The sequence below is a fragment of the Flavobacterium cupriresistens genome (genome assembly GCF_020911925.1).
Taxonomy (GTDB): Bacteria; Bacteroidota; Bacteroidia; order Flavobacteriales; family Flavobacteriaceae; genus Flavobacterium; species Flavobacterium cupriresistens.
Genome location: NZ_CP087134.1, coordinates 1,328,865 through 1,342,667, shown reverse-complemented (window position 1 = coordinate 1,342,667; position 13,803 = coordinate 1,328,865). Strand labels below are relative to the sequence as shown.

Annotated in this window: 8 protein-coding genes; 6 read left to right on the top strand and 2 right to left on the bottom strand. The window is 36.6% G+C overall.

What is annotated here, in order from left to right; translation table 11 throughout:
* The first annotated feature begins 17 nt into the window (after nt 1–17).
* The 4 genes from LNP23_RS06090 to LNP23_RS06075 all read left to right on the top strand — a co-directional run bounded on the left by LNP23_RS06090 (nt 18) and on the right by LNP23_RS06075 (nt 6,535).
* A complete protein-coding gene (locus LNP23_RS06090; RefSeq protein ID WP_230004278.1) occupies nt 18–1,004 on the top strand; it encodes a hypothetical protein in 987 nt (328 codons plus the stop codon).
* A gap of 198 nt (nt 1,005–1,202) precedes the next feature.
* Nucleotides 1,203–3,155 (top strand): DUF7849 domain-containing protein, encoded by a 1,953-nt coding sequence (locus LNP23_RS06085; protein WP_230004277.1) that lies wholly within the window; start codon nt 1,203–1,205, stop codon nt 3,153–3,155.
* Nucleotides 3,156–3,497: 342 nt separating this feature from the next.
* Nucleotides 3,498–6,146 (top strand): CHAT domain-containing protein, encoded by a 2,649-nt coding sequence (locus tag LNP23_RS06080; protein WP_230004276.1) that lies wholly within the window; start codon nt 3,498–3,500, stop codon nt 6,144–6,146.
* Entirely contained in the window at nt 6,098–6,535 is a 438-nt protein-coding gene (locus LNP23_RS06075; RefSeq protein WP_047779100.1) for a retropepsin-like aspartic protease, read from the top strand. The genes LNP23_RS06080 and LNP23_RS06075 overlap by 49 nt, the downstream gene beginning before the upstream one ends.
* Nucleotides 6,536–6,587: 52 nt before the next feature.
* On the opposite strand, the gene LNP23_RS06070 is transcribed toward LNP23_RS06075, so the two are convergent.
* The gene (locus tag LNP23_RS06070; protein WP_047779101.1) at nt 6,588–7,556 is read right to left on the bottom strand and encodes a C1 family peptidase; all 969 of its coding nucleotides are present in this window, start codon (nt 7,554–7,556) and stop codon (nt 6,588–6,590) included.
* A 199-nt stretch (nt 7,557–7,755) separates the two neighbouring features.
* Between LNP23_RS06070 and LNP23_RS06065 the strand changes: the two genes are divergently transcribed.
* Both LNP23_RS06065 and LNP23_RS06060 read left to right on the top strand, forming a co-directional pair.
* Complete coding sequence (locus tag LNP23_RS06065; protein WP_047779102.1) at nt 7,756–8,595, top strand: hypothetical protein; 840 nt, start codon at nt 7,756–7,758, stop codon at nt 8,593–8,595.
* A 157-nt stretch (nt 8,596–8,752) separates the two neighbouring features.
* Nucleotides 8,753–11,425, top strand: a complete 2,673-nt coding sequence (locus LNP23_RS06060) for a T9SS type A sorting domain-containing protein (RefSeq protein WP_230004275.1) — start codon at nt 8,753–8,755, stop codon at nt 11,423–11,425.
* A 290-nt stretch (nt 11,426–11,715) separates the two neighbouring features.
* On the opposite strand, the gene LNP23_RS06055 is transcribed toward LNP23_RS06060, so the two are convergent.
* A complete protein-coding gene (locus tag LNP23_RS06055) occupies nt 11,716–12,999 on the bottom strand; it encodes a TCR/Tet family MFS transporter (RefSeq protein WP_230004274.1) in 1,284 nt (427 codons plus the stop codon).
* Nucleotides 13,000–13,803: the final 804 nt, after the last annotated feature.

Genomic DNA, 13,803 nt, shown 5'->3' with positions numbered 1-13,803 from the left:
TATTAAAACTAAACATCATGAAAACAAATTTTAAAACAATCGGACTTTTATTATTCGCTATAACGACATTAGTAAGCTGCGATAACAGCGACAACAACGATGGCGACAACAATGTGATTCTGCCTGCAACTCCTGCAGCCTTCAAAAGTATCAGAGAACAAGGAGTCAAAAAAAACACACAAAACTTCACCATCACAGCCGCAAGTGGTGTGGTAACCTTTACTTCTGCCAAAGGTGTGAAAGTAAGCATCAACGGAGATTGTTTAATGAAAAACGGAACTCCCGTGACCGGAACCGTTGACATTGAATACGTCGAACTTTTTGACAAAGGAAACATGCTCGTGACCAACAAACCTACCATGGGACTTACAACAGACGGAAAGAAAAACTTATTGATTTCGGGAGGTGAATTTTTCATTAAGGCTACACAAGGGGGTGTTGCACTTCAAACCTCTTGTTCTATGAGTATGATCATTCCGGCAGCTTTAACGGATGGCGTAGACAATGCAATGACCTTATGGACAGGAAGAATTGACGAAGCAGGAGAATTGGTTTGGAAACAAGCTAAAGATGGTGAAGGTCAAAATGGTGGCGGTGTAAAAGGAGAAGCATCAAACTACTATGTTACTTTTGGAAACTTTGGATGGACAAACGTGGACCGTTTTTACAGTGATCCTCGACCAAAAACAAGCCTTCTTGTAGATGCACCTGAAGGGTATGACAACAACAACAGTGCTGTTTATTTGTCTTATGACGGCGAAGGAACAAATGCATTGGCCAAACTGGATACCTATACAACAGCCGGATTGTTTAGTGAACACTACGGACAAATTCCAATTGGATTGGCTTGTCATGTGATTTTTGTAACGGAAGATAATGGTCAATGGCGCTACGCAATAAAAGGGGTAACCGTAGCTGCCGGCGATATTTATAGCTTCACACTTGCCGAAACAACAGTCGGCACCGAAGCGCAACTGGTAGCAGCAATTAATGCTATTCAGTAACTTACTAAATACTTTTTGAGAAAAAGTGGTGATTAGCTCATCACTTTTTTTTACATTTAATCTGTTTTACAATTATTTCTGATGTGCTACAGAAGCTAATCCTGTCCCCAACAGCTATCTGAACAGTGTCTTTCCGCCATCTGCAACGATGGACAGAAAAGGACGCTGCATACCTCAGAGATAAAAAACCTCCTCGATATGAAAAAGCTTTTATGTTATTTAATTTTTCTTTCCTCTGTAATGGCGTTGGCACAAACTAAGGTAAAAGACACCATAACCCGAAGAGCAACTATTATTTACAATCAGAACGGGAATCAGGTTACTTTCAAACCTGAGACGCCACCTTTAATTCCAATTGCAGGTGCTCCAAAACCAAGTTATTCCTATCTATGGGAACTGGGAGACGGACATTACAGCAAAGAGGCCGAGCCTAAACATGTCTATAAAAACAAGGGCAATTACACCACAAGACTAGCCGTAACCAACAATTACGACAACGGAAAACCTCCGGCAACACGTCCTAAAAAAGTTGCTGTAAATGACATTACAGATTCTAATTATAAAGACATTGCTTCTATTGCAGATCAGAACGGCTTTGCAATCTTAAAAAACTGTGATCCTATTCCGGAACAGGAAATGGTAGTTGTAGTGAGTTATCAAAATCTGGAAAATTATGTTTCGAGTGGAAAGCTTTATTTATTCTACAATGAAAAACAATTCAAAAACAACAATTTCGAATTAGTAGATTTCAGGACTCATGCCAACGAACGTGAAGTAAAAGAAAACGTGGTGGCTTCGGTGAATGATCTTGAGGATACCAAATCGTATTTGGCTTCTGCCGAAAGCATTTCAAGAATCAAAAAATATAAAAATACCACAACCGAAGAAGATCTTGACGCCTCCTTGTCAGACGCCCATAAAACCTATCATAATGTTTCGGTATTAGAATTTGATGATGCCAATCCGGGCGAAACCCGCAATCTTTTTTATACGTTCAAAACGACTCCCGAAATGATTAAAGATACCAGCGCAACTGTTACGATGCGTGGCATCTTTGTTCCTAACCGAAGTTATAAAAACCATAAAATAAAGAACCTTGAGATGGAAATTGTCACTTCTCACGACCCAAACAAAATGGGATCTAACGGAAGTTTTATGAACTATCGATTCGTGCGTTTTAAACGGGTAAATTTCAAAACCCGTTTTCAAAACAACGGAGAAGGTCCTGCCAGAATGATTCGCCTTGAAACTGATATTCCAGATATGTTTGACAAAAAGACTTTCAAAATCGAAAGCATGTATCCTGAATGTCCGATTTGCCCGAAAGACGAAGTTCCGACAGTAAGCTGTCTCGATACGATTATCAAACAAAAACAGATCTTTTTTACGTTCAAAAACATCTATCTACCGGGAAGTGAACAGAAAAATGTACACGAAAAAGACAGTACAAAAGGCTTTGTGAAATATTCTATGAAATTTAATAAAGACTTTCACAAAGTAAAAACCAGAACCCGTACTGCGATCATTTTCGACAAAAATGAACCTATCATTACCAACTACGCCACTACCCGATTTTTACCCGGAATCTCTATTGGCGCAAAAGCGGGTTACAATCTATATCCGGATTTAGACAACTCGACGAGTTATTTTGTTGGTGCCACTATTTCTCCTTTTAAGTCGTATCGCTTTTACTGGCAGGTGGAATGGCTCAATAGTATCAATAAATATGACAGTGCCGCAAATGTAATTGACGGTATTGTTATAAGTCCCAATGGTCTAAAACAGCGTCAACGAACTACTACAAGCACTGAAAATAAAAGTGTCAATTGGGAAGTCCCGATCCTGATTCGGTACAATATCAATAACTACATTGGTGTTGGTGCGGGTTTACAAGCCAATTTCAATATTTCTGACGAACGAAATCAGACTATAAAAATTGAAACTTTTGAAGGAGATTCCGAAAAATTTGTAATAAACACCAAAACAGATTCGAATTCGGTTAAAAATTCTTTTGCTGATTTTAAAACCGGTTTGTTATTCGACTTAACAATCGGAGCGGCCCGAATTGGTCCAAGTCTGGGGGCACGGTATGTAATCAACTTTGAGCAGAATTTTAATTATTTTCAGTTTTATGGAATTTGGAAGTTTTAGCGGTTTTTTTTTAAACCATATAAGTGATGTAAGTTCATATTATACTGGCTTGAATATTGTTGCGCTTAACTTTTTCGCAGCAAACTTTAAATGAACTCACATCACTTATATGGTTTAACTCCTCCACCAACAAACTTCAAATGACCTCACATAACTTATATGGTTTAATTATTCCCGCCAACAATATTTAAATGAACTTACATCACTTATATGGTTTAACTCCCCCACCAACAAACTTTAAATGAACTCATATCACTTATATGGTTTAACTCCTCCGCCAACAAACTTCAAATGAACTCACATCACTTATATGGTTTAACTCTTCCCACCAACAAACTTTAAATGAACTCACATCACTTATATGGTTTAATTTTCCTTTTCCTAAGTCTGACCGTTTCTGGGCAAAGTCAGGAAGATAAAATATACCATGTTGTGGATGCTTTCGTGGGTAATCCAAGTCCCGAGAGGCTGCAAAACCTTGATAAAGCAGAAGCTGATTTCTGGAAAAATTCAAGACCAAAATCTAAGGCAGAATTACTAGCCTTGGTGGTTTTAAACTGCAATAAAGCCTATTATGAAAATCAGTTTGGGCAGTCGGAAAAGGCGATCAAAAGTTATGAAAAGGCCTGGCAAATCTATCAGAAGAACAAACTCAAAAACTACGATATTGTGGAGTTTTGTTTAAAATCTTTGGGCAATTTGTACACGATTTTGGGCGACTATGACAATGCTGAAAACACCATTAAACAATATTATTTTATTGCCAATCTGGAGAAAAACGAGCCTCAGAAAATAGCAGCGATTCTTAATTTATCTAACGTTTATCAAAGTTCGGGTAAAATTTCTCTAGCCATTGAACTGTTACAAAACACTTTGAAAACAGAGAAATTATCCAATTCTCAAAAAGGGATTCTACTGAATAATCTGGGGAATAATTATTTGTTAAGTTCCACAACTAATTTAATGCGTCCTGAAATTCATCAGCATGCTAAAAAGGCATTTGAATTGGCTGTTAACTATTTAAAAAACGAAAAAGAGCAATCCGAAACTTTATCGAATTGTTATCGGAATCTGGCAACACTAAATCGGCAGCGAGGAGATTTTAAAATTGCGAATTCCTATTTAGAAAAAGCCGAAAAACTGTTTTTAGAAACCAAAAATCAACAACCCAGAAAACTTGCAAAACTATACTACGAGAAGGCTTTATTATTATTTGACGAACACAAATACGATGAAAGTACGAAACTGATTTCGGCTATTTTTAAAATTTTAGTTCCCAATTACAATTCAAAAAACAGTCTTCCGGATCAAAATCAAGTGTATGCGGAAACGGTTTTAATTGATGCGCTTGATCTACAGGCGGAAATTTTCCAATTCAAGCAACCAAAAGAAGCAATACGAGCTTTTGAAATTTCATTTTATATCGAAAATTTAGTCATGAATTCTTTGGTTTATGAAAACTCAAAAATCATTACACAACTACGATCCCGAAACCGGACTGAAAAATGTATTGCTATCTATAGCGATTTATATCAAAAAGAAGGCAAAATTGAATATATTGAAAACGCCTTTCAATTGTCTGAAAAAACCAAATCAGGCATTTTAAAAAGTTTTCGTTCTAACATTAAAAACGCTTCCGCAGCAGAAAAACATTATTTGTACAAACTTCAAAACTTAAACAATTCCATTTTAAAAGAACAGCAGAAAGGAAACTTGGCAACGCTTTCAGAGCTAAACCGTCTTATAAAAAAGCAAAACGAAATCATGCTTTTACTCAAAAAAACGGAGTCTAAAAACGGAAACTATATTCCTGAAACCTGCAATTTAAAAGCCTTATTTTCAAAACTGGAAAAGGATAAAGCCATGATGATTTGCTATTTTATGGGATTTGAAAATCAATATTATTTTACTTTACAAAACAATCAGATTCGTTTAGATCGGCTTAATACGACGCATGTATCAATTCCTAAAATTGTTCAGTTTATTGATTATTTCAATTCAGCCGATGCGATTACGAATGCTATTTCCGACTACAATACATACAGCAAACAGGTTTATGATATTTTAAAACTACCTAAAAAATCTGTTTATCCCAGCCTTATCATAGTGCCGGATGGGATTCTGAATTTTCTACCATTTGAAGCTTTAATTACAAAGGAATCCAAAACGACCAATTTTGCAAAAATGGATTTTTTCCTGAATGATTTTAATATTGGGTATACGAATTCGGCTTCCTTTTACCTCAACTCCATTCCCTATTCAAATGCTAAAAAAACGGTTTTGGGCATTTTTCCGATCTTCGAAAAAACCAATTTCGCTTTGACTTTTTCTAAAAACGAATTGCAGTCGATAAAGAAAAATTTTGGAGGTCAGTATTTTGAAAACAGCAACGCCACCTTTTCTAATTTCAAAAATAATGCGGCGAATTATGCTATTTTACATTTAAGTACACATGCTTCTTCGGGCGATTTGGAAACACCGGCAAGCATCAAATTTTATGATCAGGAAATCTTGTATTCAGAATTATACAACCTCAACATCAATCCGGATCTGGTAGTTCTCAGTGCTTGTGAAACCGGGATAGGAAAACTGTACAAAGCCGAAGGTGCTATGAGTATTGCAAGAGGATTTCAGTTTGCGGGGGCCAAAAACTTATTGTTTTCGTTGTGGAAGGTCAACGATTTTACGACTTCTGTTTTTATGGATGATTTTTATACCAACCTCAAAAACAAACAATCTTATGTTGAAGCAAATGCCAATGCAAAAAGAGATTTTTTAAAGGATCCCAACATCCCAAATGCCAAAAAATCACCTTATTATTGGAGCGCTTTTGTTTATTACGGAACTATTTCACAACCCGAAAAATCTTCCAATTATATCGTCTATAGCATTAGTTTATTGGCTGCAATTGGTTTATTTTTGATTTTCAATCCTTATCGAAAATGGAAGATCTTCAGAAAGTCCTTAAAAAAGCAAAGTATCGAAAAATAAAGTTCAAAATTACCAAAACACAGCATTTGTCTATTAAAGCCAAAATCAATGGAGTTTCGGGAAGTTTTATTCTGGACACCGGAGCTTCTAATTCCTGTATTGGATTTGAAAGCATCGAGTACTTCGAATTATCGGCAAAAAAATCCAAAACTAAAGCTTCAGGAGCTGGAGGAACGGGCATGGAAACGCAACTTTCTTCTCACAATCGTTTACAACTTGGGAGTTGGAAAGATACTGATTTCAGTTTGGTGATTTTTGATCTTTCGCATGTAAACGAAGCTTTACGCGCCTACAAAACAAAACCTGTTCATGGCATTATTGGCGCCGATGTTTTACTTAAAGGAAAAGCCATTATTGATTATTACAATCATTACGTATACCTGCAATAAAAAAGAGGCTAGTTTTACAACTGCCTCTTTTTCTTACCAATTAATCCTAATACTAAGAGTTTGCCGATGGATTAGGGACAATACATCCCGCCCAATTGAAGGCTCCGTTGGTGATATTAGCATAAGTCACATAGAAGAAACCACTACGGCCCCATCCTGCTCCCCAAGAGTTTTGTACTTTAAAAAGTCCCGTAGCGTCATCATATCCTACTATACATACACAGTGTCCACCTTGTCTGCTTCCGTATAGACTAGACCAAACGTGGTTGTTGTTACGAATGTCATAAAAACTTTGATTTACATCAAAACATACTGCAACAGCGTAATTTTGGTTTAGGTAATATTTGATATCTGCAACACTTTTTGGGTTCACACTAAACCATCCACCAGTTTTTCTACCTGCTGCCCAAGTTTTTTGTTGTGATGATGGTTGTGTATTACAACCTCCGGCAATGTAAGGCATTTGAGCTTCTGAACATTCTCCTTGATTTTTGATTAAGTTCATCGCATCATTTGGATAAGATCCTGCTCCACAATTCCCTAATTTTATCTGATTGTATACGTATGCGGCACTTCTTGAAGCTCCACTCCAATTACTTTGGTGTATAGTATTGTTAAGATATCTGGCAATACTGTGAGCAGCATAACCAACTCCCCAGCCTACGCAAGATCCTTCGCTTCCCTGATCTCCAACCGGAGGTGTTGGCAAGTTTTTTACTGCTGCCACTTTAGCCGTTAAAGACATTTTCTGAGCACTGGTTGTTAAGTCTGGTCTAAATTGGGCAATTTTGGAACGGTATTCTTCCGGAGAGGTAAACTGAATACTCTTTAAATAAGTGTCCGGCATTTGAGCCAATCCATATCTTCCTTTATCTAAAAGATTAACATGTCCGTCCATTAATTTTTCCTGAGTATCGATTTCTTGCTGATCATTTCCTTTTTCACAAGAATAAAAAGCAAGCAATGCTAAAAATAAGAGTGCAATTTTTCTAATTGAAAATTTAATTTGAGGTTTTTTCATAATTCTTTGTTTTTAATTGTTAATTATTAAGTCGGTTAAATTATTTAACAAATTTATCAGTAGTTTTGGCATAACATTAACAATAAGAATACCACAACTGTAACTTATCTTAAACATAACTATGTAACCGTGTATTCATTAATAAGAATTGTATTTAATTACCGTGAAAAAGAACGTCAATTATTAAAAAAATTCGCCCATGGAAATCATAATAGAAAAATTAATAAAAGGCATACAGTCGCATCCAGTTATACAGAACAGCACTTTGTCCGGGGTTAAAGAGTGGAAGAGAGCACATTATATTATACTGTCGGAAATTATTTCTGATGGTTTAGAAAAATCAGAGTTCATGCAAGGCTCTAAAAAAAATGAGCTGGGTTGTTCTATTTCGAGTATGACCTTGCAAAGGATTTTCAAAAATGACTCTTCAAAAACTAAAAGCTCTGATTTGCGTTTTTTAAAGAGTTTAGACAAACTGGCTATTTTTATTGGTTATCCTTCTTTAAACAGTTTTCTAAACGATGAAGCAATAGATGCCAACAAATTATTGGAGTTTGAAAATAAAACAGAATCGGCTTCTTTTTTTGAAAAATTGATTATCGATTATTGTCACGAAGAATTCAACTCTTTAAAAAAATTGCCACAAATCTGTCACGAAGGCTTATCTGATTTTGTGTTTCCGGAAGGCCCCTTCTCCAAACGAATTAAAGATCTTTTCGAAAATTATTCCCAATTAAACTACCACCTCAACTGCATAAACAACCGATCTAATTTTGAAATTTTTGATTTTAAAGTATCCAGCATAACCGACACCATTGCCATTATCACGGCAAAAGAGTTCTGGAATCTGGAATGGAAGGATGAAAACGACGCCATTTCAATTGTTTTAAATAAAGTAAACCGACAAACGTATTTTATAAAAAAGAGAGACGGGATTTGGAAAATCTGGGACAACTACAATCCTGATTACAATGAATTATCAACAAGGATAAACTCAGCGATAGAGATTCAACATCTTAAGAAAACGCTTATTCCTTAAAAGAGCTATGCGGTTCAGTCCGAAATTGGTTTCTTAAAAATTCTTTATTTTAAAAAAAATGGCTGTAGCATATTCTAACCCATATATATGATTAGAATAACGCTAAATCTATTTTTATACTATATTTGTTAAAGTTCTATTTAACAAACCGATACGTATGAAAAAAAAACTACTCTATTTTATTCTTTTATTAGTTACCAATCTGTTTTATGCTCAAGTCAACCCTATTGAGCACTGTTACGACGATACTTATTTCGATTTAACCGTCAACAATTCTCTTTTACTGGGCAATTTAAATCCAGCCGAAACTACCCTAACTTATCATGTTAGTCTGCAGGAGGCGAATATGAATGTAAATCCAATTTTGCAAGTAACCCAATTTAAAAGTACGGAGCCGTCTAGAACTATTTATGCGCGAATTGATAATAAGGGAACGGTCACGACAAATTATTTCAATCTGATCCTAAATCCAAGATTGAATACCGTTGGAGTAACCGCGCAATCCCGTTGTTACGGAGCAAATGACGGTTTTATCCTTATGCAATCTACAGGAGGAAAAGCTCCTTATGTTTACCGTTCTGTAAATAACGGTGCTAATAATGGGCCTTACCAGACCAGTCCTTATTTCTACAATCTTGTATCGGGAGTTTACACTATAGAAGCCCGCGATCAAATTGGATGTATTTCCACAACCTTTTTAGTCATTACCGAACCCAATCCATTAACAGCCGATGTGTTGGTTGATGCTAATAACATACGTATTACTGCAGCAGGAGGAACCGGATCTTATGAATATGCCGTCTCAACTATTGACAATGTATTGGTGGTGCCTTACCAGGCTAGCAATCTCTTTTCTGATCTGGCTACAGGGACGTATACCATATATGTTAAAGATACAAACGGCTGCATCGTTTCTAAAACAAATGTAAATGTAGCCCCAAGAAACACACTTTCTGCCATTGCTTCGGTAACTGCAATAACTTGTAATAATCCTACAGCAACAATAGCCGTAGAGGCAACAGGAGGTTCAGCTACTTATCGATATTCGATAAATAATGGCCCTTCTACGACTTCAAATTTATTTACAGATTTGACAGCCGGAACTTACACTATAATCGTGACAGACAGTCAAGGTGCTACAACCTCTCTAACCAAGGTAATAAGTGCCGTAAATCCTCCCGAAGCTACTTTGGTTGTTGGAAATGTAAGCTGTTTTGGAGTTCAAAATGGCTATATAAAGGTAGAGAAAGTAAAGCCCTCCGATTATTCTTATAGCTTAAATGGAGGTCCATATAGAGATGGCAATTCCGACAACAATTCTTATTTTAACAATTTAGGTCCCGGTAATTACACTATAAATGTTAGAGACAATGCTACCGGATGTATAAAAGCGCTAACGGCAGAAATTACGCAACCCAATCAATTAACGGCCGATGCAATGGTTGATGCCAATAACATACGTATTACTGCAGCAGGAGGAACCCCAACTTATGAATATGCGCTCTCAGGTATTAACAATTTATGGATCCCTTATCAGTCTGGTGATCTATTCCCTAATCTGGCTGAAGGGACATATACCGCATATGCTAAAGACGCAAACGGCTGTATCGTTTCTAAAACAGGTATAAATGTAGCCCCAAGAAATACACTTTCTGCCGTTGCTACCACAACCCTTGTAACTTGTAGTAATCCTACAGCAACAATTACGGTAACGGCTACAGGAGGTACAGGTTCGTATAAATATTTGCTAAACAACGAACCTCTTACTACCTCAAATGTATTTCCTGGTTTAGCTCCCGGCACTTATTATATAACCGTTCGGGATATACAAGATGCAACAGTAACTTTAATTGTAGAAGTAAAAAAAGCAGTTACTCCTAAAGCTGTTTTAGAGATTGTAACTAATGTAACTTGCTTTGGAGAACAAAATGGTGCTATAAAGGTACAAACAGCAGGAGATGGAGGTTATACGTATAGCGTAAATGGGGGTGTCAATATTATTGGAACTGGCAATAACCCAATTCTTTTGAAAAATTTAGCTGCCGGCACTTACAACATAACGGTTAAGGATAATATTACCGGATGTGTCTCATCGGTAGCTGCAATAATTACGCAACCCTCTTTATTAACCGCAACTGTAGAGGCAAATCCACAAATTTTGACTATTACTACTAGCGGAGGTTCGGGACAATATGTTTTTTCATTAGATGGGAGTGCATTTCAATCCAGTCCTTATTTTACAAATATATCTTATGGGTATCATTCTGTACATATAAAGGATAGCAACGGATGTTATTTTATTAAAGACATAGCCGTAAATCCACCGGCACCACTTGTAAATGGAAAAAACGCCATTGTTTTCGAATTTAAAGCCGGACAAACTTTGGCTGACATTGTTGTTGAGGGTCAAAACATTACCTGGTACAGCAACAAAAGTTCCTCAACAGGTAAAAAGGCCGAAACCAGTTTACCCCTAACAACCGTTTTAGTCAATGGTATAATCTATTATGCTTCACAAACTATAAACGGGATTGAAAGTACAGAACGTCTTGCAGTAACAGCAAAATCTGATGGAGCACTTTCTACTCCTGATTTTGAGTTAGGGTATTTCAAATTTTCGCCTAATCCGGTCAAACACATTCTGACCCTTGACAATAAGGAGAGCATCGATGAAATTGAAATTTTCTCTACTTCAGGTGCCTCTGTTTTATTCAAAAAAATAAATACAACTCACTCTGAAATTGATTTGTCAAGTCTTTCAACAGGCATTTATATTTTAAAAGTAAAAGCTAACGGAAAAGTAAAAGCCATAAAATTCGTAAAGGAATAATGGATCAAGGCTAAAAGTTGTGGAGCAGTAAATTTTGCCACGAATTTCACCAATTGGCACGAATTATTTTTTTGCCACTGATTAAAAGAATTTACACAGATTTTATAAATCATTTTAATCCTTTAATCTGTGGCTATTTTTAAAATTTCCCTTCAAGAACAATATACTTAAATACCCTAAAAATAAAGCTGACAGGTTTCAAAAACCTGTCAGCTTTACTTCATAATCTTCCGACAACAATAAAAAAAGAGCCTTCATTTTGAATAATGAAGGCTCTTTTTATTTCTAGTTTATTCTTTTATTGAAATCGTTTCAGTGGCGGGTATATTTTCTGTCGCCGGTCTAGTTTCTGCTTTTGAAACGGCATGTTTTTTTAATGAAAAATAGGCTACGATCGTACTCAGTAACATTAAAGCACCACCCAGAATAAAGGGAGCTCCCGCGAATTTAAAAGGAGCATCGTCATGTGTAAAAAAGTAAAAAGTGTTCGCCATCATTGGAGGTCCAATAATCGATGAAGCGCTCATCAAACTCGTTAACGTTCCTTGTATCTCTCCTTGTTCACTTGGTAATACTTTACTGGACACCACAGATTGTAATGCTGGTCCGGCAATTCCACCAAGGCAATACGGAATTAAAAACACAAACATCATCCAGCTTTCTGTAGCAAATGCAAACAATAACATCCCGACCGTGTATAAGGCTAAACCGATATAGATACTTTTTTCGTTTCCTATTTTTGGATTGATCCATCGTACCAATCCTCCTTGTACCACTCCTACGAGTAAACCAATTATTCCCAATGAAATTCCGATCATGCGCTCATCCCAATTAAATCGATAGATCGTAAAGAAACTCCAGTTACTTTGTACGGCATGAGAACCTACATACAACAAAAATATCGCGGAGATAAGTCCAATTAAGGTTGGATGTTTTCTTAAACCTAAAATAGCACCAACCGGATTCGCCCGTTTCCAGTCGAAAGCTCTGCGGTTTTCTTTCTTTAAAGATTCCGGCAAGATGAAAAAGCCGTATAAAAAGTTCACCATACACAAAACGGCAGCCGCATAAAAAGGAACTCTGGAACCATATTGTCCTAACAATCCTCCTATAACAGGACCAATGATGAATCCTAAACCAAAAGCAGCTCCGATCAGTCCGAAGTTTTTAGCTCTGTTTTCGGGAGTACTCACATCGGCAATATAAGCCGAAGCCGTTGTAATACTCGCTCCGGTGATTCCGGCAATGATACGTCCGACAAATAACCATATGATTGTAGGCGAAAAAGCCAGCAAAAGATAATCTAACGAGAATCCAAAAAGAGAAATTAAGAGAATCGGTCTACGTCCGTATTTATCACTCAAATTACCAATTACGGGAGCAAACACAAACTGGGTTATGGCATAGGCAAAAGTCAACCAGCCTCCCACTTTTGCGGCCTCACTAATATCACCATGTATCAATTCTTCAATCAATTTCGGAATTACCGGTATAATAATCCCCCATCCGGTAATATCAATTAACATGGTTATGAAAATAAAACCAATAGCCGCAGATTTATTTTTTTGTAACATAGCTGTTTTTTAGTAAGGTGATACAAATAAACAAAAAAAGGAAGGGCTTTTTTTGTAAAATTCCAACTTATTTGATGGTGATAAAAAATTCCAAATTCCAATTAAAGAAGTCCTGGATCATTTTGTTCCGAAACTCCTAACTTGGAATTTGAGATTTAAATATTGGAATTTAACCCTTAGTGTACTGGTTTTCATAAAAGCCTCTCCTCTTAGCCTCCGAATGTCTCTCGCAAAGTCGCAAAGCCGCAAAGTTTTTTTCTCCCCAAGTGTCAGGCTGAGCGAAGTCGAAGCCCCCCTTTTTTTCAAACTCCAACCTTATTTAATTCAATAAAAAATCCCAAATTCCAATTAAGGAACTTGGGATCTTTCTATTACGAAACTCCTAATTTGGAATTTGGAATTTAAAATATTGGAATTTAACCCTTAGTATGTGGTTTTCCATAAAAGTAGCCTCCGAATGTCTCTCGCAAAGTCGCAAAGCCGCCAAGTTTTCCCTCCCCAAATGTCAGGCTGAGCGAAGTCGAAGCCCCTTTTTCTCAAATTCCAACTTATTTAATTCAATAAAAAATCCCAAATTCCAATTAAGGAATTTGGGATCTTTCTATTACGAAACTCCTAATTTGGAATTTGGAATTTAAAATATTGGAATTTACCCCTTAATGTGTGGTTTCCCATAAAAGTCTCTCCTCTTGGCCTGAGAATGTCTCCCACAAAGTCACAGAATCGTCAAGTTTTTTTTCTCCCCAAGTGTCAGGCTGAGCGAAGTCGAAGCCCCCCTTTTTTATCAAATTCCAACTTATTTAA

Excerpts from the sequence above, each read along its gene's own strand:
- LNP23_RS06080 (WP_230004276.1), top strand. The coding sequence starts at position 3,498 with ATGAACTCACATCACTTATATGGTTTAATTTTCCTTTTCCTAAGTCTG.
- LNP23_RS06090 (WP_230004278.1), top strand. The coding sequence starts at position 18 with ATGAAAACAAATTTTAAAACAATCGGACTTTTATTATTCGCTATAACG.
- LNP23_RS06055 (WP_230004274.1), bottom strand. The coding sequence starts at position 12,999 with ATGTTACAAAAAAATAAATCTGCGGCTATTGGTTTTATTTTCATAACC.
- LNP23_RS06070 (WP_047779101.1), bottom strand. The coding sequence starts at position 7,556 with ATGAAAAAACCTCAAATTAAATTTTCAATTAGAAAAATTGCACTCTTA.
- LNP23_RS06085 (WP_230004277.1), top strand. The coding sequence starts at position 1,203 with ATGAAAAAGCTTTTATGTTATTTAATTTTTCTTTCCTCTGTAATGGCG.
- LNP23_RS06065 (WP_047779102.1), top strand. The coding sequence starts at position 7,756 with ATGGAAATCATAATAGAAAAATTAATAAAAGGCATACAGTCGCATCCA.
- LNP23_RS06075 (WP_047779100.1), top strand. The coding sequence starts at position 6,098 with ATGGAAGATCTTCAGAAAGTCCTTAAAAAAGCAAAGTATCGAAAAATA.
- LNP23_RS06060 (WP_230004275.1), top strand. The coding sequence starts at position 8,753 with ATGAAAAAAAAACTACTCTATTTTATTCTTTTATTAGTTACCAATCTG.